Origin of the sequence: Kitasatospora sp. NPDC093550, from assembly GCF_044764985.1 — a bacterium.
In the GTDB taxonomy this organism is placed as follows: domain Bacteria; phylum Actinomycetota; class Actinomycetes; order Streptomycetales; family Streptomycetaceae; genus Kitasatospora.
Map to the genome: position 1 here is coordinate 35,561 of NZ_JBIWJF010000008.1, position 21,140 is coordinate 56,700.

Sequence of the window (21,140 nt, forward strand, 5' to 3'; positions counted from 1 at the left end):
GAGCAGTAGCGCCGAGAGGCCGGACCGCGCCGCGGTCCGGCCTCTCGTGCGTCCGCTGCGTTCCCCTTGTGCGTTCCGACGCAATGGACTAAACCTCTGTGTCGTCTGGTCCAGACCATTTGACGATGCCTCAGAGGACAGGTCCGGTATGCCCACACGCGCCTCCGCCATGCTCGCCGCCGCCACCGTCGCCGCACTGCTGACCACCACCACCGCCACCGCGACCGCCGCCGAGGCCCACCACGGCCCCGGGCCGAAGGGCCAGCGGGTCGGCTACTTCACCCAGTGGGGCGCCGACAGCTCCGCCAAGCGGGTCCAGCAGTCCGGCCAGGCGGCCAAGCTCACCGTCATCAACTACGCCTTCGGCAACGTCTCCGCCGACGGCACCTGCTTCGAGAGCAACGACGCCGGCCAGGGCGACGCCCGCGACGACTACCAGCGCGCCTTCTCCGCCGCCGAATCGGTGGACGGCGTGGCCGACGCCCCGGGCCAGAAGCTGAAGGGCCACTTCAACCAGCTGCGCAAGCTCAAGGCGAAGAACCCGCGGCTGCGCACCGTCATCTCGCTGGGCGGCTGGAGCTGGTCCAGGTACTTCTCCGACGCGGCCGCCACCGACGAGGCCCGCAAGAAGTTCGTCTCCTCCTGCATCGACCTCTACCTCAAGGGGAACGTGCCGGTCCTGGCCGGCTCCCCGGAGGGCGGCCGGGGCGCGGCCGCGGGCGTCTTCGACGGCATCGACATCGACTGGGAGTACCCGGGCGGCGGCGGGGACGCGGGCAACGTGGTCCGCCCCGAGGACGGTCGCAACTTCACGCTGCTGATGGCGGAGTTCCGCCGCCAGCTGGACGCGCTGGGCGGCCGGAAGGGGGAGCACTACCTGCTGACGGCCGCCGTGGCGGCCAACGAGACCGTCGCCGACCGGCTCGAACTGCCCGAACTGAGCGATTCGGTGGACTGGCTCAACCTGATGACCTACGACCTGCACGGCCCCTGGGAGGGCAAGGGCCCGGCAAGCCACCAGGCCAACCTCTACGCCGACCCGGCCGACCCGGACCCCCACCGGCGCAGCGCCGACCAGGCGGTGGACCACTACCAGGAACGCGGCCTTCCCGCCGAACAGCTCGTCCTCGGCGCCCCGCTCTACGGCCACGGCTGGACGGGCGTCGCCCCCGGCGGGCGCGGCGGCCTCTTCCAGAGCGCCACCGCGGCCGCGCCCGACCACTCGTACCAGGAGCTCAACGCACGGCCGGGCAAGGTCTACGTGGACCGCGAGCACGGCGCGTCCTGGAAGTACGACGGCACCACCTTCTACAGCTACGACACCGCCGAGGTGCTCGCCCAGAAGGCGCGGTACGTGCGCCGCAACGACCTGGGCGGCGTGATGGTGTGGTCGCTGGACGGCGACGACAGCCGGGGCAGCGCGATCGCCGCCCTGGACCGCGGCCTGAGCCGCGACTGACGCCCGCCGGGTTCCACGCCCACGAGCCCGCCCGTCGCCTCGAAGGGCCCGCCCCCCACCCGTCGAAGGGCCCGCCCGCCACGCCGAAGGGCCCGCCACGCCGAAGGGCCCGCCCCCCCACGCCGAAGGGCCCGCCGTGACGCACACGGCGGGCCCTTCGACGGGTGGCGCACCGGGGCGCCGGGAACTCAGGCCCGGTCGCAGGCCTGCGCCCGCAGCGCGCGGCCCAGGTCGTCCCGGCGCTCCAGCACCAGGCGGCGCAGCGCCGGCGCGGCGTGCGGGTGGCCGTCCAGCCAGGCGTCGGCCTCGGCCAGGGTCTGCTCGTCGGTCTGGGCGCTCGGGAAGAAGCCGCCGACGAACCGCATCGCGATCTCGATGGTCCGCTCGGCCCAGATCTTCTCCAGCAGCTTGAAGTACGGGGCCGCGTACAGGGCGGTCAGATCGCGGTGGGCGGGCAGCGCGAAGCCGGCGATGTTGGCCTCGACCAGGGCGTTGGGCAGCTCGTCCGAGTCGACCACGGCCGACCACGCCGCGGCCTTGGCCTCCGGGGTGGGCCGGGCGGCCAGGCACTGGGTGTACTGGCGCTTGCCGCCGGCGGTGTTGTCGGCGGCCAGCTCGGCGGCCAGTTCCTCGTCGGAGGCCTGGCCGGCGGCGGCCAGGGCCAGCCACAGCGACCAGCGCAGCTCCTGGTCGACGTCCAGGCCGTCGATCCGGGCGCTGCCGGCCAGCAGGCCGCGGACCAGGCCGAGGTGCTCGGCGCCGCCCGCGGTCTGGGCGAGGAAGCGGGCCCAGGCCAGCTGGTGGTCGCTGCCGGGGACGGCGTCGCGCAGCTCGCGCAGGGCGCCGTCGGCGAGCAGCCGGCCGCCCTCGCCGCGCCACGCCGGGTCGGCGTACAGGTCGACGGCGGTCTTGGCCTGGGCGTGCAGCGACTGCAGCACGCCGATGTTGCCCTCCTGGCCGGCGAAGCGCAGCACCAGGGCGACGTAGTCGCGGGCCGGCATCAGGCCGTCCCGGGTGAGGTTCCAGACCGCGGACCAGGCCAGTGCCCGGGACAGGTCGTCCCGGATGTCGCCGAGGCCGGTGCGCAGGGTCTCCAGGGAGTCCTCGTCGAAGCGGATCTTGCAGTAGGTCAGGTCGTCGTCGTTGAGCAGGACGAGCGCCGGACGGGGGCGGCCGACCGCCTCGGCGACCACGGTGCGGGCGCCGGTGACGTCCAGCTCGATCCGCCCGGTGCGGACCAGGGCGCCGTCCGCGTCCCGGTCGTACAGTCCGACCGCGATCCGGTGCGGGCGCAGGCCGCGCGACGGAGTCGCGTCATCGTCGGCGGTGCCGTCCTGCAGGACGGCGAGTTCGGTGATCCGCCCCTCGGCGTCGGTGGTGACCTGCGGGGTGAGCGCGTTGACGCCGGCGGTCTGCAGCCAGGAGGCGGCCCAGGCCTTGAGGTCGCGGCCGCTGGTCTCCTCCAGGACGTCCAGCAGGTCGGCGAGTTCGGTGTTGCCGAAGGCGTGGCGCTTGAAGTAGCGGCGGGCGCCCTCGAAGAAGGCCTCCGAACCGACGTACGCCACCAGCTGCTTGAGGACGGAGGCGCCCTTGGCGTAGGTGATGCCGTCGAAGTTGAGCTTGGCGTCCTCCAGGTCCCGGATGTCCGCGGTGATCGGGTGCGTGGTGGGGAACTGGTCCTGCCGGTACGCCCAGGCCTTGCGCTGGTTGGCGAAGGTCACCCAGGCGGAGCTGTAGCGGGTACGGGCGCCGATCAGGCCGTAGGAGCCCATGAAGTCGGCGAAGGACTCCTTCAGCCACAGGTCGTCCCACCAGCGCATGGTGACCAGGTCGCCGAACCACATGTGCGCCATCTCGTGCAGGATGACGTTGGCCCGGGCCTCGTAGGCGGCGTCGGTGACCTTCGAGCGGAAGACGAACTCCTCGCGGAAGGTGACGCAGCCGGGGTTCTCCATCGCGCCGATGTTGTACTCGGGGACGAAGGCCTGGTCGTACTTGCCGAAGGGGTACGGGTAGTCGAACTCCTCGTGGAAGAAGTCGAGTCCGAGCTTGGTGACGCCGAGGATCTCGTCCGAGTCGAAGTACGGGGCGAGGGACTGGCGGCACATCGCGGAGAGCGGGATCTCCAGCGTGCTGCCGTCGGCGAGCTCGCGGCTGTAGTGGTCGCGGGCGACGTGGTACGGGCCGGCGACGACCGCGGTGAGGTAGGTGGAGATCGGCTTGGTCGGCGCGAACTCCCAGGTGCGGGCGCCGTCCTGGGCCGTGACGTTCTCGTGCGGGGCGTTGGACCACACGTCCCAGGCGGCCGGGGCGGTCACGGTGAAGGTGAACGGGGCCTTCAGGTCGGGCTGTTCGAAGGTCGCGAAGACCCGGCGGGCGTCGGCCGGCTCGTAGTGGGTGTACAGGTAGGTCTCGCCGTCCGCCGGGTCGACGAAGCGGTGCAGGCCCTCGCCGGTGCGGCTGTAGGCGCAGTCCGCCTCGACGGTCAGCACGTTCTCCGCGGCCAGGCCGTCCACGTGCACCCGGGCGCCGTCGTAGGCGGTGGCCGGGTCGAGGGCGCGCCCGTTGAGGGTGACCGAGCGGACGGCCGGGGCGAGCAGGTCGAGGAAGGTGGCCGCGCCGGGCTCGGAGCAGCGGAACGCGATCGTGGTGGTGGAGCGGAAGGTGGCCGCCGCCGGGTCCGGCGCCGAGCTCACGTCCAGCCGGACCGTGTAGCCGTCCACGGCCAGGATGCTGGCCCGCTGCTGGGCTTCGTCGCGGCTGAGGTTCTTGCCCGGCACGGCGGTACTCCTTTGTCCGGCTCGCACGGTGGTGCGCGGATGGGTGGTGCGGTCTGTGCGCGGGTGTCGGCCGCGTCCGCGGGGTCATCCTTTCACGCTCCCCGCCGTCGGTACCATTGCACAGACCGACGCGTCGACGGCGGAATCAGCGGCGTCGTCCGGGTGTTGGGGCCCTGGGGGAGTACCCCTGTCTCGGACCACCTCGACCACCTCACGAAGGACGACCCGCAGTGACGACTGCCGCTGAGCGCAAGACCGCCGACTTCTGGTTCGACCCGGCCTGCCCGTGGGCGTGGATGACCTCCCGCTGGCTGATCGAGGTCCAGCAGCTGCGCCCGGTCGACGTGCGCTGGCACGTGATGAGCCTGTCGGTGCTGAACGAGCACCGGGACCTGCCGGACAACTACCGCGAGCTGCTGAACAACGCCTGGGGCGCGGTGCGGGTGTGCATCGCCGCCGCCGAGAAGCACGGGGAGGAGGTGCTCGGCCGGCTCTACACCGAGCTGGGCGTGCGCTTCCACAACCAGGGCCTGCCGCAGGACCGGGAGACCATCGAGGCCGCCCTGGTGGCCGCGGGCCTGCCCGCCGAGCTGGCCGACGCGGCCGGCACCGACATCCACGACGAGGCCCTGCGCGCCTCCCACCAGGAGGGCATCACCCTGGTCGGCGAGGACGTCGGCACCCCGGTGATCGCGGTGGAGGGCGCGGACGGCGAGCGGGTCGCGTTCTTCGGCCCGGTGGTCACCCCGGCCCCGAAGGGCGAGGCCGCGGCCCGGCTCTGGGACGGCACCCTGCTGGTGGCCTCCACCCCGGGGTTCTACGAGATCAAGCGCACCCGGACGGCCGGCCCCTCCTTCGAGTAGCGGCGGCCACGCGGAGGGCCCGGTACCGAGGTTCGGTACCGGGCCCTCCGCGTGCCACAGCCGGTGGCGGGTACCGGTCGGTGGCGCCCGCCGGGTCAGCCGCCGGGCGTCAGCCGGGCGGCGGCGTCCCGGCGCTGCTTGAGCAGACCGGCGACGACCAGCACCGCGACCAGCACCCCGGCCGCGTACAGCTGCTCCCGGTTGCCCTCGGTGGTGGTCATCAGCGCGAGGATGCCGGCCACACCGGCCATCGCGACCCAGGTCAGGTACGGGTAGCCCCACATCTTCACGGTGAGCAGCTCGGGCGCCTCGCGCTCCAGGCGGCGGCGCATCCTCAGCTGGACCGCGCAGATGAACAGCCAGACCACCAGGATGGCCACCCCGGTGGTGTTCATCAGCCAGGTGAACACGGTGTCCGGCCAGAACTTGGCGGCCAGCACGGCGCCGAAGCCGAACAGGCAGGAGGCCAGCACGGCCCGGCGCGGCACCCCGCCGCTGACCTTGGCCAGCGCCTTGGGTCCCTGGCCGCGGCCGACCAGCGAGTACGCCATCCGGGAGGCGCCGTAGATGTTGGCGTTCATCGCGGACAGCAGCGCGATCAGCACCACGATCTGCATGATCGCCCCGGCGCCGGGCACCCCGAGGTGGCGCAGCACGGTGACGTACGGGCCGTCCGCGACGACCGCCGGGTCCTTCCAGGAGACCAGGGTGACGACCAGGGCCATCGAGCCGATGTAGAAGATCGCGATCCGCCACACCGCGGTGCGCACGGCGTTGGCGACGTTCTTCTTGGGGTCGTCGGACTCGGCGGCGGCGATGGTGACGGTCTCCAGACCGCCGTACGCGAAGACCGAGGCGAGCAGACCGACGATCAGTCCGCTGACGCCGGTGGGCAGGAAGCCGCCGTGGCCGGTGAGGTTGGCCGTGCCGGGGGCGCCGGGGCCGATCACCCCGGCGATGCCGAGCCCGCCGAGGACCAGGAAGGCGATGATCGCGGCGACCTTGACGGTGGCGAACCAGAACTCGAACTCGCCGAAGTTCTTCACGGCGGTGAGGTTGCTGGCGCAGAAGAAGACCATGAACAGCGCGACCCAGACCCAGGCGGAGACGCCCGGTATCCAGCCGTTGACGATCTTCCCGGCGGCGGTGGCCTCGGCGGCGACGCCGCAGCAGAGCATCACCCAGTACATCCAGCCCGCGGTGATCCCGGCCCACGGGCCGATCTCCTTCTCGGCGTGCACCGAGAACGAGCCGGAGGCGGGGCGGGCCGCGGACATCTCGCCGAGCATCCGCATGATCAGCATGACCAGCAGGCCGGAGAGCGCGAAGGCCAGGATGATCGCCGGGCCCGCGGCCGCGATGCCCGCGCCGGAGCCGACGAAGAGGCCCGCGCCGATCACGCCGCCGAGGGCGATCATCGACAGGTGACGCTGCTTCAGCCCGTGCGAGAGCTGCTGGCTTCCCGGGGCCGGGCCTGCGGCGTCGGTCGTCCCGGGCGCCGGGGGCGCGGAGGTGGGGGCCATGGAGGTGGATCCAGACTGTGCGGTATGCGACATGAGCTGTCCAATATCCGGGGACACCTCGATCCATGCCAAGCAGGTCCGGCCCGGGCCCACATTGCGGACCGGGCGGGAGCGGAGCGTGACGAGCCGGTGACGCTTCGCCGTTTCGGGCCGGTTCCGACAACGCCCGAGGGCGGGGCTTTGTCCGAAACCGTGTACGAAGCGCAGTGGATCACCGCGTAGGTTCACAGGTGTTCACTCACCTGGACCCCACGGAGGATCCCCCGATGGCCACTGCCACCACCCCGATGCCGCGCCGCGCCGTCCTCGCCGACCTGCTGCCCGCCGCCACCACGCGCCTCGGCGGCCAGGTCCGCGACCTGGCCCTGGTGGCCGGCGGCGCCGCGCTCACCGGCGTGGCCGCCCAGCTGTCGGTGAACGTCCCGGGCTCGCCGGTGCCGGTCACCGGACAGACCTTCGCCGCCCTGCTGGTCGGTACCGCGCTCGGCGCCCGCCGCGGCGCCGCCTCGCTCGCCCTCTACCTGCTCGCCGGCATGGCGGGCCTGCCCTGGTTCGCCGAGGGCACCTCCGGCTGGGCGATGCCCTCCCTCGGCTACGTGCTCGGCTTCGTCCTCGCCGCCGCCCTCACCGGTGCGCTGGCCCGCCGCGGCGCCGACCGCAGCCCGCTGAACACCGCCGTCACCATGGCCCTCGGCAGCCTCGCCGTCTACGCGGTCGGCGTCCCGTACCTGGCCCTGTCGCTGCACGTGACGCTCGCCCGCGCCGCCGAGCTCGGCCTCTACCCGTACCTGGTCGGCGACGCCCTCAAGGCCGCCTTCGCCGCCGGCGCCCTGCCGCTGGCCTGGAAGCTGCTCGGCCGGCGCTGACGCGACCGCCGCCGGCCCCCGGCCCCCGTTGTCGGGCCCGGGCGGACCCGCATGCCACACTCATGGCATGCGCGTGTACCTGGGCTCCGACCATGCCGGATACGAACTGAAGAACCACCTCGTGGAGTGGCTGAAGGAGGCCGGCCACGAGCCGGTCGACTGCGGTCCGCACATCTACGACGCCGAGGACGACTACCCGCCGTTCTGCCTGCGCGCCGCCGAGCGCACCGCCGCCGACCCGGAGGCGCTGGGCGTCGTGATCGGCGGCTCGGGCAACGGCGAGGCGATCGCCGCCAACAAGGTCAAGGGCGTCCGGGCCGCGCTGGCCTGGAGCACGCAGACCGCCGAGCTCGGCCGTCAGCACAACAACGCCAACGTGATCTCCATCGGCGGCCGCATGCACACCGAGGACGAGGCCACCAAGTTCGTCGAGGTCTTCCTCAACACCCCCTACAGCGGCGAGCCCCGGCACACCCGCCGGATCGAGATGCTGAGCGAGTACGAGACCACCGGCGAGCTCCCGCCGATCCCGGCCCACCACCCCCAGGGCTGATCCCGCCACCCCCGTCCGCCCACGGCCGGCCGCACGCTCCCGTGCGGTCGGCCGCCGCCGTTCCCGGGCTCCCCGGCGGCCCGGTCCGCCCTGTGGGATCGGCCACAGGCCGCGGCGCGCGGACGGCCCCCGCGCGCGGGGCGCACACGCCGTCCGCGCGAATCCTCCGCCCAACCGGCGCACGCCTCCTGACGACGTGCCCGCACCCGCTCCGATCGGCCGAAACCCGCTGAGCGCCCCGCACTCCGGCGCCCCCGCCGACGTCCGAGCCGTCGACGCCGGGCCGTGCCGTGGATAGGGTCGGACCCCATGGCTGGCAGACCGCCGGGCGCACCGCCCCAGACGACTGCGACGAGGCCCGGCGCCGCCACGGCGTCCGAGCCCGTGACGGCCCGGTTGCGCAAGAGGCTCCGCCGGGTCCGCCGAAGGCTGCGCACGGCCGGGGTGGACTACTTCCGCGGCGGCGCCGCCGACTGGCCGGTGCTCTGCGCGCTCGCCCTGCTCGTCCCGCTGATGATCCTGCTCAACATCTGGCTCCCCGACTGGGCCCCGCCGACCTCCCTGGTGCTGCCGATCCTGGCCGGCGCGCTGCTGCTGCGCCCCGGCAGCCTGGTGGTGCTCTACGCGCTGGCCGCGCTCGGCCTGTCCGCCGAGTCCGTGATCCACACCGGCCAGCGGGTCGCCAGCGACAACCCGGAGGCCTACGTCTACGGCGTGACCCCGGGCGCGGCCCTGGTGGTCGGCGCCGCCGGGGTGGGCGGCCTGCTGCTGGCCCAGTTCCGGGCCCGGGTCGGTGTGCCCTGGTGGGGCGGCTCCACGATGCTCTTCGACCTGCGCGAGCGGCTGCGGGTGCAGAGCCGGGTGCCCGCGCTGCCGGCCGGCTGGCACGCGGACATGGCGCTGCGCCCGGCCGGCGGCCAGTCCTTCTCCGGGGACTTCGTGGTCGCCGCCCGGACCGGCCCCGGCCAGCGGCTGCTGGAGGTGGTCCTCGCGGACGTCTCCGGCAAGGGCATGGACGCCGGCTCCCGCGCGCTGCTGCTCTCCGGCGCCTTCGGCGGCCTGGTCGGCTCGCTGCCCGCGCACGACTTCCTGCCCGCGGCCAACGGCTACCTGCTGCGCCAGTCCTGGGACGAGGGCTTCGCCACCGCCGTGCACCTGGTGCTGGACCTGGACACCGGCGAGTACGAGCTGCTGTCCGCCGGGCACCTGCCGGGCATGCAGCGGCTCGCGGGCGAGGGCCGCTGGGAGGTCAAGGAGGCCGAGGGCCCGCTGCTCGGGATCTACGACGGCGCCAAGTTCGAGGGTGTGCGCGGCCGGCTGAACCGGGGCGACGTCCTGCTGCTGTGCACCGACGGCATGGTCGAGGCGCCCGGCCGGGACCTCACCGAGGGCATGGACCGGCTGATGGGCGAGGCGGACCGGCTGGTGCCCGGTGGGGGCCGGGGCGCGGGAGCGGGCGCCGCCGCGGCGCTGATCGAGACGGTGGCCCGGGACATCAACGACGACCGCGCGGTGCTGCTGCTCTGGCGCGACTGAGCGCGGATCAGGACGGTCCGGGCCCGACCGGGCACGACCGGCCGGTGACCTGCGCGCTCGGCTCCCGGCACATGCCGCGGGCAGCGGCTGTCAAGCCTGGCAGCTGATCTTCGGCCAAATCGGACGGCCCGTCGGCTGACCGGACCAGCGGCTTCCGTTCCCCGCCCCCGACCGTTTCCCGGCCGCTCAGCACGGCCCCGCCGACGATTCGTCAGCACCGACCGGCTATCGTCCCGGTCGGCGGAAACTCGTCTCGCATCGCAGGATATCGGCGTTGGGCTGACTGTCAGACCTTTACGCAATCGGCACGGTCGACCACACTGAGTCCGGGCGGGACTGTTCAGGATTCGGGGGATAGGGGGCGTCACGTGCGGCACGACAGACTGCGGTCGACCGCGGGCTCCCTCACCGGCGGTGTGTCGGACGGTCCGCGATTCCGCCTCGGGACCGTCGGACGGACATGCCGGGGTCCGGCTTTCGCTGGTGTCGCCGGGTGGTGGCACCCCGCTATGAAAACGAGGAAGTGAGTCCGGGTGGCCCTCTCCGTCTCCGCGCTGGTCCTGTTCGCGATCCTGAGCATCATCTTCATCCGCAACAAGCAGATGAAGATCCCGCACGCGATCGTCGCCGCCCTGTTCGGCTTCATGCTGCACGAGACCACGGTCGCGACCTCGATCAACTCCCTGCTGGCCAACCTCGCGCACAGCATCTCCAGCATCACCGGAGGCTGATCGTCACCGCCCGGCCCGTCTGGCCTCCCGCCAGCGGGCGAACAGTCCCCGGGGGCGCGCCGCCGCCGGGGCCGGGACGCGCATCGGTGCGGGTGCCGCGGCACCCGCCGGCGCGGCCCGCTCCGGTGCCGTCCCCTCGGCCGTCAGGAGCGCGAACAGCCGGGCCCAGCACAGCCGTTCACCTCGCGGCCAGTCCAGCGCGCGCAGCGCCGCCGAGGCCGCCTCCGACACCTCGCCGCCCACCCGGACCTCGGCGACGTCGTCGCCCGCCTTCCCGCCCAGGAAGAGCTTCACCCCGACCGGCCCGGGCCCGGTCAGCTCCGGGCGCAGCGCGGGGGCCAGCGCCGGCAGCACCCGGTTCTCGGCGAGCCAGCCCGCCAGGTGCTCGTTGCCGAAGCCGAACACCGCGGCCGGCCCCTGGACCGCCCCCCAGCCCGGGAGCCCGGGCAGGTCCACGCGGTCGGCGTGCACCCCGCGGCCCTCCGCCAGCTCGACCAGCACCGAAGCGGTGGTCGTCGCCCACATCTTCACCGCGTTGGCGAGCTTCTCCTCCTCGGTCTTGCCGAGGCCGGCCGCGCAGTCCCACACCACCGGCGCGTCCGCCCGGCCGAGTTCCAGCACGAAGCCGAGGTCCACGTGGCCGGCGCCGTCGTCCCCCGGATGCTCGCGCACCGCCACCGCCGTGGTCCCGGGGCCGCGCACCACCTCGCCGTCCAGGCGGAACACCTGGCCCAGCCGCGCCATCTCCCGGACCACACAGCGCTGTATGACGGCCAGTCGCTCCTGCGGACGCACCGGGACTCCTCCACATCGGGAGCGCGGCCGCTGAGCTCGCGCTCGAACTGCGCTCGAACGCCGCCGAGGCTATCGGCCCGGCACCCAACCGGGAAACCGTCCGGACGTCCCGGCCCTCCGGTCGCGGAAATGTGCTGAATGCCCCACTTTGGGCAGCGGAACCCTCGCACCGTCCGCCCGGAGAACCCGCATGCCCCGCACCACCGACCTGACGCCCCCTCCGCTCCCGGCCCGCCCGCTCCCGATCGGCCCGCTCCCGATCCGCCCGGACGGCTCCGGCCTGGTCGCCGAGATCGAGGCCTACCTCGCCTCGCTGCCCGGCCCCGCCCGCACCCCCGTGCCGTACGTCTGTCCGTACGGCACCACCACCAGCCCCTGGTACGCCGGCCACCCGCTGCCCAGGGCCACCCTGCTCGACCGGGCGCTGCGCCGCCCCGCCCGTCCCGTCCCGGTCACCGCGGCCGACCACCTGCGGCTCGCCTCCCGCTACATCGGCGCCCACGGCTGGCTGCAGGGCGCGATGTGGGACGAGGCCGGCCGGGTCTGCCTGCTCGGCGCCCAGGCCGCGGTGCTGGCGCACGGCTACGGCACCCCGGCCACCGTCCGCACCGCCCGGGTCCAGCTGATGGAGGTGCTGCACGGCACCGGCCGCCCGGCGCGCTCCCCGGACGAGTTCAACGACCGCCCCACCACCCGGGAGGGCGACGTCCACCAACTGCTCGACCGGGCCGCGGCCCGGGCCGCCCGCCTCGGGCTGTGAGCGGCGCCGACACCCGTACGGCCGCCGGAAACGCAACCGGCCCCGGTGCGCGTGGTGCGCACCGGGGCCGGACGAAGAGCGGGCGACGAGAATCGAACTCGCGTGACTAGTTTGGAAGACTAGGGCTCTACCATTGAGCTACGCCCGCGCGACCCCCAGCCGTGGCGGCCGGAAGTTCGGGGGACAGCCTACCTGGTCCGGCCGCCCGCGTGCACACCGCTTTCCGCGCGGCCCCCCGCGACGCTTTCCGCGCGGCCCCCGCACACCCGGCCCGGAGGCCCGCGAAGTCCCTGTCGCGCCGGGGCGGAAATAGTCGGCGAGCCGAACAGGCCCGCCGTGTACGCTTCCTCTCGGCACCACGGGGTGTGGCGCAGTTTGGTAGCGCGTCCGCTTTGGGAGCGGAAGGCCGTCGGTTCGAATCCGGTCACCCCGACAGTGCGGCAGGGTCTCGCCCACCGGGGCGGGGCCCTGTTCTGTTCAGCCGGTACGGTGGCGCCTGGCGTCCGCCTTTCGTGGTACCGGTAGGATGGGACGCTGGCGGTAGTCCCTGTGGCGTCCACCCAGGTCAACCGCACGAGGGCGAGGAGTCAAGCTCACCGTCCACCCCACGGGAGATGCAGCTCCAACCGCCCATCGCCCGTCTCGTCCGACCCACCCGTACGGCTCCGGCCGGGCGGCGGGGCCGGGCGGAGACAACCTGACCGCAAGCCCCTAGGAGACCTAACCGTGAAGAGCGCCGTCGAGACTCTGAACCCGACCCGGGTTCGACTCACCGTCGAGGTGCCCTTCGAGGAGCTCAAGCCCAGCCTCGACGCGGCGTACAAGAAGATCAACCAGCAGGTCACGGTTCCGGGCTTCCGCAAGGGCAAGATCCCGGCTCGCGTCATCGACCAGCGCTTCGGCCGTGGTGCCGTGCTGGAGGAGGCCGTCAACGACGCCCTGCCGCGCTTCTACACGCAGGCCGTCGACGAGGGCAAGATCGAGGTCCTCGGCCAGCCCGACATCACCAACATCGAGGGTGTCGAGAAGATCGCCGACGGCGGTGACCTGAAGTTCACCGCCGAGGTGGACGTCCGCCCCGAGATCACCCTGCCGGAGTTCTCCTCCATCGAGGTGACCGTCGACCCGATCGCCGTCTCCGACGAGGACGTCGAGAAGTCGCTGGAGCAGCTGCGCGAGCGCTTCTCCTCGGTCAAGGACGTCGAGCGCGCCGCGGCCGCCGGCGACATCGTGGTCGTGGACCTGGTCGCCAAGGTCGACGGTGAGGTGCCGGAGGACGGCACCGCCACCGGCGTGAGCTACGAGATCGGCTCGGGCCGTCTGATCGACGGCATCGACGAGGCCGTCGTCGGCCTGTCGGCCGGCGAGGAGAAGACCTTCGAGACCGAGCTCAAGGGTGGCACCCAGGCGGGCAAGACCTCCGAGGTCACCGTCACCGTCACCGCCGTCCAGGAGAAGGAGCTGCCGGAGCTGGACGACGAGTTCGCCCAGCTGGCCAGCGAGTTCGACACCCTGGAGGAGCTGCGCGGCGACTCCCGCAAGCGCCTGGAGCGCATGAAGGAGTACGACCAGGCCACCCAGGCCCAGGAGAAGGTGCTGGACGCCCTCCTCGCGCTGGTCGACATCGAGTACCCCGAGAAGCTGCTCGCGGACGAGATCCAGACCCGCAAGCACAACGTCGAGCACCACCAGCTGGAGCCGATGGGCCTGAACCTCGACACCTACCTGGAGACCCAGGGCAAGACCCGCGAGGAGTGGGACGCGGAGATCGAGGAGCAGGCGAAGAAGGGCATCAAGACCCAGTTCGTCCTGGACCAGATCGTCGCCAACGAGGAGCTGGGTGTTAACCAGGAGGAGCTGACCGAGCACCTCATCCGCCGCGCCGCCGGCTCGGGCCTCACCCCCGACCAGTTCGCGCAGCAGGTCGTCCAGGGTGGCCAGGTGCCGCTGCTGGTCGGCGAGGTCGCCCGCGGCAAGGCCCTGGCCACCGTGGTCGAGGCCGCCAAGGTCGTCGACACCGAGGGCAACGAGATCAACTTCGACGACGAGGACGAGACGGCCGAGACCGTCGAGGCCGCCGAGGAGAAGACCGAGGCCTGAGCCCCGGTAGCCCCCTGAGGCACGCAGCGGGCCCGGACGCCGTCAAGGTGTCCGGGCCCGCCGTGTTCCCGCCCGGGGGCCGCCGCGACCCTGCGCTCACAGCGAACAGTTCTGCGTGAGGGATTCTGCGGCCCGGCCTGCGCGTTAGGGTCCTTGGACAGCAACAATCACGACGTGATACCCGGAAGCTGTGCGACACCGTGACGGCCGTCGAGCGACCGTCCAAATCGACTGAGCAGGTGGCTAAGTGACGTTCCCGCAGATGCAGATGCCTGGCCCGATGGCGCCGCACGCCGCCGCTGGTGACGTGCTCGGCGGCCTTGGCGACCAGGTCTACAACCGGCTGCTGAACGAGCGGATCATCTTCCTCGGCCAGCAGGTCGACGACGACATCGCCAACAAGATCACCGCCCAGCTGCTGCTGCTGGCCGCGGACCCGGAAAAGGACATCTTCCTCTACATCAACTCCCCGGGCGGCTCGATCTCGGCCGGCATGGCGATCTACGACACCATGCAGTACATCAAGAACGACGTCGTCACCATCGCGATGGGCATGGCCGCCTCGATGGGTCAGTTCCTGCTGACCGCCGGCGCCAAGGGCAAGCGCTTCTCGCTGCCGAACGCCAACATCCTGATGCACCAGCCCTCCGCGGGCCTCGGCGGCTCCGCCACCGACATCCGCATCCAGGCCGAGCAGCTGCTCCGCACCAAGAAGCGGATGTCCGAGCTGATCGCCTTCCACAGCGGCCAGTCCTTCGAGCAGATCACCAGGGACTCCGACCGCGACCGCTGGTTCACCCCCGAGGAGGCCCTGGAGTACGGCCTCATCGACGCGATCATGCACAGCGCCGCGGACGTCCCCGGCGGCGGCGGCACGGGCGCCTGAGCCTCGGCCCGGCCCACGAGACCACAGCCACAACGCCCCGGAGGACTAGAACCCCCATGAACATCCCCAGCCTGTCGGCCGCCCAGGCCCGCGTCGAGGACATGCGCGCCGAGGGCCGCTACATCGTCCCGCGCTTCGTCGAGCGCACCACCCAGGGCATCCGTGAGTACGACCCGTACGCCAAGCTGTTCGAGGAGCGCATCATCTTCCTCGGCTCGCAGGTGGACGACGTCTCGGCGAACGACATCATGGCGCAGCTGCTGTGCCTGGAGTCGATGGACCCGGACCGCGAGATCCAGATGTACATCAACTCGCCCGGCGGCTCGTTCACGGCCCTGACGGCCATCTACGACACCATGCAGTACGTGAAGCCGGACATCACCACGGTCTGCATGGGCCAGGCGGCCTCCGCCGCGGCCGTGCTGCTCGCCGCCGGCACCCCCGGCAAGCGGATGGCGCTGCCGAACGCCCGGATCCTGATCCACCAGCCGTACACCGAGACCGGCCGCGGTCAGGTGTCCGACCTGGAGATCCAGGCGAAGGAGATCTTCCGGATGCGCGAGCAGCTGGAGGAGATGCTGTCCAAGCACTCCAACAAGTCGGTGGAGCAGGTGCGCGACGACATCGAGCGCGACAAGATCCTCACCGCCGAGGAGGCCGTCGAGTACGGCCTGGTCGACCAGATCATCTCCACCCGCAAGACCTCGCTGACCTCCTGAGGCCGGCCGTCCTCCGGGTCCGTCCGCGGGCGCGGAGGGCCCACCGGGGCGGGACGCGCACCGTCGGTGCGCGTCCCGCCCCCACCCATCGGCGGGGTCCGGGCCACGGCATCTGTTCGGTATCAATTCGCCCAGGGCGTAGGGCAGACCCGGCGAAGAGGACGGAATCACGGGCCCGGCAGAGTACCGTCGGATAGCGAGACCGAGCGCCGTCGGCGTTGACGGTCCACAGCACCAGGCCCCGGAACCCCCGCGGGGCCCCTGGCGAAGGGGAAGCACCTCGTGGCACGCATCGGAGACGGTGGCGACCTGCTCAAGTGCTCGTTCTGCGGCAAGTCCCAGAAGCAGGTGAAGAAGCTGATCGCCGGCCCAGGCGTGTACATCTGCGACGAGTGCATCGACCTGTGCAACGAGATCATCGAGGAGGAACTCGCCGAGACCTCCGAGGTGCGCTTCGAGGAACTCCCGAAGCCGCGCGAGATCTACGAGTTCCTGGACCAGTACGTGGTCGGCCAGGACCTCGCCAAGAAGGCGCTGTCGGTGGCCGTCTACAACCACTACAAGCGCGTCCAGGCGGGCGAGGCGGGGCGCAGCGGCGGCAACGGCCGCGAGGACGCCATCGAGCTGGCCAAGTCCAACATCCTGCTGCTGGGCCCCACCGGCTCCGGCAAGACGCTGCTGGCGCAGACCCTGGCCCGGATGCTCAACGTGCCGTTCGCGATCGCGGACGCCACCGCGCTGACCGAGGCCGGCTACGTCGGCGAGGACGTCGAGAACATCCTGCTCAAGCTGATCCAGGCGGCCGACTACGACGTCAAGAAGGCCGAGACCGGGATCATCTACATCGACGAGATCGACAAGGTCGCCCGCAAGAGCGAGAACCCGTCGATCACCCGGGACGTCTCCGGCGAGGGCGTGCAGCAGGCCCTGCTGAAGATCCTGGAGGGCACCACCGCGTCGGTGCCGCCGCAGGGCGGGCGCAAGCACCCGCACCAGGAGTTCATCCAGATCGACACCACCAACGTGCTGTTCATCGTCGGCGGCGCGTTCGCCGGCCTGGAGCGGATCATCGAGGGCCGCGCGGGTGCCAAGGGCATCGGCTTCGGCGCCAACATCCGTTCCAAGCGGGAGTCGGACGCCAGCGACCACTTCCGCCAGGTGATGCCCGAGGACCTGGTGAAGTTCGGCATGATCCCCGAGTTCATCGGCCGTCTGCCGGTGATCACCAGCGTGCACAACCTGGACCGCGAGGCGCTGCTGCAGATCCTCACCGAGCCGCGCAACGCGCTGGTCAAGCAGTACCGCAAGCTCTTCGAACTGGACGGCGTGGAGCTGGAGTTCTCCCGGGACGCGCTGGAGGCGATCGCCGACCAGGCGATCCTGCGCGGCACCGGCGCGCGCGGGCTGCGGGCCATCATGGAGGAGGTGCTGATGTCCGTGATGTACGAGGTCCCCTCGCGCCAGGACGTCGCCCGCGTGGTGGTCACCGGGGACGTGGTGTCCAAGCACGCCATCCCCACCCTCGTCCCGCGCGACATGATCAAGCGCGAGCGCCGCGAGAAGAGCGCCTGACGTCCGCAGCGAACGGAGGGGCCCCGCACCGATCCGGTGCGGGGCCCCTCCGTTCGCTGCGGACGCCGTGCGGCGCGGGTGCTACCTGGCCACGACCATGGCGTCGCGGATGGTCCGGGTCTTGGCGGCCGCCTGCTCCGCGGTGAGCGGCTGGCCGCCGCCGTTCAGGCTGACCTTGGTGAACGAGACCCGGCCGGTGGTGGACTTGTCCGCCCACACGCAGATCGTCGGGCCGGGCTTGCCGAGCACGGTCGACGTGCCGCAGGAGAGCTTCGCCGAGGAGTTGTTGGCGTCCTGCGCCGGGAAGTCGGTCATCGAGAGGGACATGCCGCCGCTGTCCTTCTTGGAGTCCTCGATGATCTGCCCGGGGTCGTTGAGGTCGCCGTAGACGCCGACCACCGAGAAGGTGTCCATCGCGTCCGAGCCCTTGCTGTAGCTGGCCACCAGCACGTGGAGGTCCGAGCCGAGCTTGGACGCCTCGGGCTTGCTCATGTCGGCGGCCTGCTCCTTGGACGACTTCTGGACGTAGCCGTCGGCCAGGGTCTGCGGCGACGTGATCTTGTACTTGCCGCCCGAGTCTGCGCCGAGGAACTTCCACGCGGCGAAGCCGCCGCCGCCCAGCACCAGCGCGCCGATCACCAGTCCGATCACCAGGCCGCCCTTGCCCTTCTGCGGCGGCGGGGCCGCCGGGTAGCCGGGCTGCCCGTAGGGCGCCTGCGGCGGCACGCCGTACGGCTGCTGGGGCGCGCCGTAGGGCTGCTGCGGCGGGTAGCCGTACTGGGGCTGCGGGGCGCCGTAGGGCTGCTGCGGCGGCTGGCCGTACTGCGGCTGGCCCCCGTAAGGCTGCGGCTGTCCCTGCGGATACTGCTGTCCCTGGCCGTACATCTGCGTCTGTGCTCCCCCGCCGCACCCGCGGCCTGTCGTGGTGTGGAGTCGATCCGTGCACGTCCGGTCAACCGGACGAGTCGCCCGCGCACGCTACCGCACGGTGACCGTCCCGGGCCCGCCCGGGCGCGGCGCGTCCACGGACCGAAAGCGGTTCGTAACCCGCCCCCACGGTTACGTAAACTGTGCGTCGTGACCGACACGACGAACCAGCGCCCCGTGAGCACCTCCGCCGGGGACGAAGCAGCCACCCTCCCGACGACCTACACCCCGGCGGACGTAGAGGGCGAGCTGTACGAGCGCTGGGTGGAGCGTGGGTACTTCAGCGCCGACGCGAAGAGCGACAAGCCGCCGTTCACCATCGTCATCCCCCCGCCCAACGTCACCGGCAGCCTGCACCTGGGCCACGCCTTCGAGCACACGCTGATCGACGCCCTGGTCCGCCGCAAGCGCATGCAGGGCTACGAGGCCCTGTGGCAGCCCGGCATGGACCACGCCGGCATCGCCACCCAGAACGTGGTCGAGCGCGAGCTCGCCAAGGAGGGCAAGTCCCGCCACGACCTGGGCCGCGAGGCCTTCGTCGAGCGCGTCTGGAAGTGGAAGGCGGAGTCCGGCGGCCAGATCTCCGGCCAGATGCGGCGCCTGGGCGACGGCGTGGACTGGTCCCGCGAGCGCTTCACCATGGACGAGGGCCTGTCCCAGGCCGTCCAGACCATCTTCAAGAAGCTCTTCGACGACGAGCTGATCTACCGCGCCGAGCGCATCATCAACTGGTGCCCGCGCTGCCTGACCGCCATCTCGGACATCGAGGTGGAGTACCAGGACGACGACGGCGAGCTGGTCTCGATCCGCTACGGCGAGGGCGAGAACGCCATCGTCGTCGCCACCACGCGCGCCGAGACGATGCTGGGCGACACCGCGGTCGCCGTCCACCCGGAGGACGAGCGCTACAAGCACCTGGTCGGCACCGAGATCGAGCTGCCGCTGACCGGCCGCCGGATCCCGATCGTCGCCGACGCCCACGTCGACCCGGAGTTCGGCACCGGCGCCGTCAAGGTGACGCCCGCGCACGACCCGAACGACTTCGAGATCGGCCAGCGGCACAACCTGCCGAACATCGCCGTCATGGACGAGCACGCCGTCATCACCGTGCACGGCCCCTTCCTCGGCCTGGACCGCCTGGAGGCCCGCTCGGCGATCGTCGCCGCGCTGCGGGCCGAGGGCCGGATCGTCGCCGAGAAGCGCCCGTACGTCCACTCGGTGGGCCACTGCTCGCGCTGCAAGACCACGATCGAGCCGCGGCTGTCCATGCAGTGGTGGGTCAAGGTCGGCCCGCTCGCCCAGGCCGCCGGTGACGCCGTCCGCGACGGCAAGGTCAAGATCCACCCGCAGGAGATGGAGAAGCGGTACTTCGACTGGGTCGACAACCTGCACGACTGGTGCATCTCGCGCCAGCTGTGGTGGGGCCACCGCATCCCGGTCTGGTACGGCCCGAACGGCGAGGTCGTCTGCGTCGGCCCCGACGAGCAGCCGCCCGCCGGCGAGGGCTGGCACCAGGACACCGACGTCCTGGACACCTGGTTCTCCTCCGGCCTGTGGCCGTTCTCCACGCTCGGCTGGCCGGAGCAGACCGAGAGCCTCGCGAAGTTCTACCCGAACTCCGTCCTGGTCACCGGCTACGACATCCTGTTCTTCTGGGTCGCCCGGATGATGATGTTCGGTCTCTACGCGATGGACGGCACCCCGCCGTTCCACACCATCGCGCTGCACGGCATGGTCCGTGACCAGAACGGCAAGAAGATGTCGAAGTCCTTCGGCAACGTCGTCAACCCGCTGGACTGGATGGACAAGTACGGCTCCGACGCGCTGCGCTTCACGCTGGCGCGCGGTGCCAACCCGGGCGTCGACGTGCCGATCGGCGAGGACTGGGTCCAGGCGGCCCGCAACTTCGCCAACAAGATCTGGAACGCCACCCGCTTCGCGCTGATGAACGGCGCCACCGTCGAGGGCCCGCTGCCCGCGCCGGAGGAGCTGACCGCGAGCGACCGCTGGATCCTGTCGCGGCTGAACAGCACCGTCGCCGAGGTGGACGGGCTGTACGAGGACTACCAGTTCTCCAAGCTCTCCGAGGCGCTCTACCACTTCGCCTGGGACGAGGTCTTCGACTGGTACGTCGAGCTCTCCAAGACCACCCTGGCCAAGGGCGGCCCGCAGGCCGACGCCGCGCGCCGGGTGCTCGGCGAGGTCCTGGACGTCACGCTGCGCCTGCTGCACCCGATCGTGCCGTTCGTCACCGAGACGCTGTGGACCACGCTCACCGGCGCGGAGTCCGTCGTCATCGCCGACTGGCCGACCGACAGCGGCTTCCGCGACGCCGCGGCCGAGGCGGAGATCGCCACCCTGCAGCAGGTCGTCACCGAGGTCCGCCGGTTCCGTACGGACCAGGGCCTCAAGCCGGGCCAGCGCGTCCCGGCGAAGCTCGGGCTGGACGGCACCTCGCTCGCCGCCCACGAGGACGCGATCCGCTCGCTGCTGCGGCTGACCGTCCCCGAGGAGGGCTTCGCGGCCACCGCCTCGCTGCCGGTCGCCGGCGCCACCGTCGCGCTGGACCTCTCCGGCACCATCGACGTCGCGGCGGAGCGCAAGCGCCTCGCCAAGGACCTCGCGGCCGCCGAGAAGGAGAAGGCCCAGACCACCGCCAAGCTCGGCAACGAGGCGTTCCTCGCCAAGGCGCCGGACGAGGTGGTCGCCAAGATCAAGGCGCGCCAGGAGGCCGCCGAGGCCGACATCGCCCGGATCACCGCCCAGCTCGCGGCGCTGCCGCAGGGCTGAGCCGTACCGGCCCGGTCGTCGAGGGGCCGCACACCGCTTCGCGCGGGGTGCGGCCCCTCGCCGTTTCCGGCCGGCCCGCCCCGTCCGGGGCCGCGTCACCGGATATCTCCTTACACCGAATAGAGCAGCGACATTGCTCCCTTCCGGCGAATATTCATCCTGGACCGGGTGAGGTCCTATTCCGAGCGAATTGATTCCGGTCTTGCCCGCGCGCGTTCGCGGAAGTTTGCAGGTCGGATGTGTACGGTGTGCACGGAGTTTCCGAAGGGCGTTTCTGCTG

The 21,140-nt window shown here is 71.8% G+C and carries 16 protein-coding genes and 2 tRNA genes; 13 read left to right on the top strand and 5 right to left on the bottom strand.

Annotated features, from left to right (window positions below; genetic code table 11):
- The first annotated feature begins 148 nt into the window (after window positions 1-148).
- Window positions 149-1,459 (top strand): glycoside hydrolase family 18 protein, encoded by a 1,311-nt coding sequence (locus ACIRD3_RS14655; RefSeq protein WP_402215658.1) that lies wholly within the window; start codon window positions 149-151, stop codon window positions 1,457-1,459.
- Window positions 1,460-1,647: 188 nt separating this feature from the next.
- Here the strand turns inward: ACIRD3_RS14655 and pepN are convergent, their stop codons facing one another.
- Window positions 1,648-4,239, bottom strand: a complete 2,592-nt coding sequence (pepN, locus tag ACIRD3_RS14660; protein ID WP_402215660.1) for an aminopeptidase N — start codon at window positions 4,237-4,239, stop codon at window positions 1,648-1,650.
- 230 nt (window positions 4,240-4,469) lie between these two features.
- On the opposite strand from pepN, the gene ACIRD3_RS14665 reads away from it, so the two are divergent.
- A complete protein-coding gene (locus ACIRD3_RS14665; RefSeq protein ID WP_402215663.1) occupies window positions 4,470-5,102 on the top strand; it encodes a DsbA family protein in 633 nt (210 codons plus the stop codon).
- Window positions 5,103-5,197: 95 nt separating this feature from the next.
- Here ACIRD3_RS14665 and ACIRD3_RS14670 read toward each other — a convergent pair whose 3' ends face one another.
- Complete coding sequence (locus ACIRD3_RS14670) at window positions 5,198-6,625, bottom strand: amino acid permease (protein WP_402215666.1); 1,428 nt, start codon at window positions 6,623-6,625, stop codon at window positions 5,198-5,200.
- 266 nt (window positions 6,626-6,891) lie between these two features.
- Here ACIRD3_RS14670 and ACIRD3_RS14675 point away from each other — a divergent pair, with 266 nt between their 5' ends.
- From ACIRD3_RS14675 to ACIRD3_RS14690, 4 genes are all read left to right on the top strand, one after another.
- A complete protein-coding gene (locus ACIRD3_RS14675) occupies window positions 6,892-7,491 on the top strand; it encodes a biotin transporter BioY (RefSeq protein ID WP_402215668.1) in 600 nt (199 codons plus the stop codon).
- A 67-nt stretch (window positions 7,492-7,558) separates the two neighbouring features.
- Window positions 7,559-8,044: a ribose-5-phosphate isomerase gene (locus ACIRD3_RS14680; protein WP_402215670.1), complete on the top strand. Its 486-nt coding sequence runs from the start codon at window positions 7,559-7,561 to the stop codon at window positions 8,042-8,044.
- 396 nt (window positions 8,045-8,440) lie between these two features.
- Window positions 8,441-9,580 carry a PP2C family protein-serine/threonine phosphatase gene (locus ACIRD3_RS14685; protein WP_402215673.1) on the top strand — a complete coding sequence of 380 codons (1,140 nt, stop codon included), beginning with the start codon at window positions 8,441-8,443 and terminating at the stop codon, window positions 9,578-9,580.
- Window positions 9,581-10,113: 533 nt separating this feature from the next.
- On the top strand, window positions 10,114-10,311 hold the full coding sequence (locus tag ACIRD3_RS14690; protein WP_030058274.1) for a hypothetical protein: 198 nt from the start codon (window positions 10,114-10,116) through the stop codon (window positions 10,309-10,311).
- A gap of 3 nt (window positions 10,312-10,314) precedes the next feature.
- On the opposite strand, the gene ACIRD3_RS14695 is transcribed toward ACIRD3_RS14690, so the two are convergent.
- Window positions 10,315-11,106 (bottom strand): DUF6348 family protein, encoded by a 792-nt coding sequence (locus tag ACIRD3_RS14695; RefSeq protein WP_402215676.1) that lies wholly within the window; start codon window positions 11,104-11,106, stop codon window positions 10,315-10,317.
- A gap of 190 nt (window positions 11,107-11,296) precedes the next feature.
- Between ACIRD3_RS14695 and ACIRD3_RS14700 the strand changes: the two genes are divergently transcribed.
- Window positions 11,297-11,866, top strand: a complete 570-nt coding sequence (locus ACIRD3_RS14700) for a hypothetical protein (RefSeq protein ID WP_402215679.1) — start codon at window positions 11,297-11,299, stop codon at window positions 11,864-11,866.
- Between the two features lie 77 nt (window positions 11,867-11,943).
- Here the strand turns inward: ACIRD3_RS14700 and ACIRD3_RS14705 are convergent.
- Window positions 11,944-12,014 (bottom strand) — tRNA-Gly (locus tag ACIRD3_RS14705).
- Between the two features lie 211 nt (window positions 12,015-12,225).
- On the opposite strand from ACIRD3_RS14705, the gene ACIRD3_RS14710 reads away from it, so the two are divergent.
- The 5 genes from ACIRD3_RS14710 (at window position 12,226) to clpX (ending at window position 17,143) form a co-directional block, all read left to right on the top strand.
- Window positions 12,226-12,299, top strand: a tRNA-Pro gene (locus ACIRD3_RS14710).
- A 293-nt stretch (window positions 12,300-12,592) separates the two neighbouring features.
- Window positions 12,593-13,966 carry a trigger factor gene (gene tig / locus ACIRD3_RS14715; RefSeq protein WP_402215682.1) on the top strand — a complete coding sequence of 458 codons (1,374 nt, stop codon included), beginning with the start codon at window positions 12,593-12,595 and terminating at the stop codon, window positions 13,964-13,966.
- A 268-nt stretch (window positions 13,967-14,234) separates the two neighbouring features.
- Entirely contained in the window at window positions 14,235-14,852 is a 618-nt protein-coding gene (locus ACIRD3_RS14720; RefSeq protein WP_046386806.1) for an ATP-dependent Clp protease proteolytic subunit, read from the top strand.
- A 56-nt stretch (window positions 14,853-14,908) separates the two neighbouring features.
- On the top strand, window positions 14,909-15,571 hold the full coding sequence (locus tag ACIRD3_RS14725) for an ATP-dependent Clp protease proteolytic subunit (RefSeq protein WP_391489865.1): 663 nt from the start codon (window positions 14,909-14,911) through the stop codon (window positions 15,569-15,571).
- Window positions 15,572-15,853: 282 nt separating this feature from the next.
- Window positions 15,854-17,143, top strand: a complete 1,290-nt coding sequence (clpX, locus tag ACIRD3_RS14730; RefSeq protein WP_045696864.1) for an ATP-dependent Clp protease ATP-binding subunit ClpX — start codon at window positions 15,854-15,856, stop codon at window positions 17,141-17,143.
- 81 nt (window positions 17,144-17,224) lie between these two features.
- On the opposite strand, the gene ACIRD3_RS14735 is transcribed toward clpX, so the two are convergent.
- Window positions 17,225-18,028 (bottom strand): hypothetical protein, encoded by an 804-nt coding sequence (locus tag ACIRD3_RS14735; RefSeq protein ID WP_402215686.1) that lies wholly within the window; start codon window positions 18,026-18,028, stop codon window positions 17,225-17,227.
- Window positions 18,029-18,220: 192 nt separating this feature from the next.
- On the opposite strand from ACIRD3_RS14735, the gene ACIRD3_RS14740 reads away from it, so the two are divergent.
- A complete protein-coding gene (locus ACIRD3_RS14740; RefSeq protein ID WP_402215689.1) occupies window positions 18,221-20,860 on the top strand; it encodes a valine--tRNA ligase in 2,640 nt (879 codons plus the stop codon).
- Window positions 20,861-21,140 lie beyond the last annotated feature (280 nt).

Coding starts and splice junctions, on each gene's coding strand:
- ACIRD3_RS14675 (WP_402215668.1), top strand. CDS start 6,892: ATGGCCACTGCCACCACCCCGATGCCGCGCCGCGCCGTCCTCGCCGAC.
- ACIRD3_RS14700 (WP_402215679.1), top strand. CDS start 11,297: ATGCCCCGCACCACCGACCTGACGCCCCCTCCGCTCCCGGCCCGCCCG.
- ACIRD3_RS14735 (WP_402215686.1), bottom strand. CDS start 18,028: ATGTACGGCCAGGGACAGCAGTATCCGCAGGGACAGCCGCAGCCTTAC.
- ACIRD3_RS14670 (WP_402215666.1), bottom strand. CDS start 6,625: ATGGCCCCCACCTCCGCGCCCCCGGCGCCCGGGACGACCGACGCCGCA.
- ACIRD3_RS14725 (WP_391489865.1), top strand. CDS start 14,909: ATGAACATCCCCAGCCTGTCGGCCGCCCAGGCCCGCGTCGAGGACATG.
- ACIRD3_RS14720 (WP_046386806.1), top strand. CDS start 14,235: ATGCCTGGCCCGATGGCGCCGCACGCCGCCGCTGGTGACGTGCTCGGC.
- ACIRD3_RS14655 (WP_402215658.1), top strand. CDS start 149: ATGCCCACACGCGCCTCCGCCATGCTCGCCGCCGCCACCGTCGCCGCA.
- ACIRD3_RS14680 (WP_402215670.1), top strand. CDS start 7,559: ATGCGCGTGTACCTGGGCTCCGACCATGCCGGATACGAACTGAAGAAC.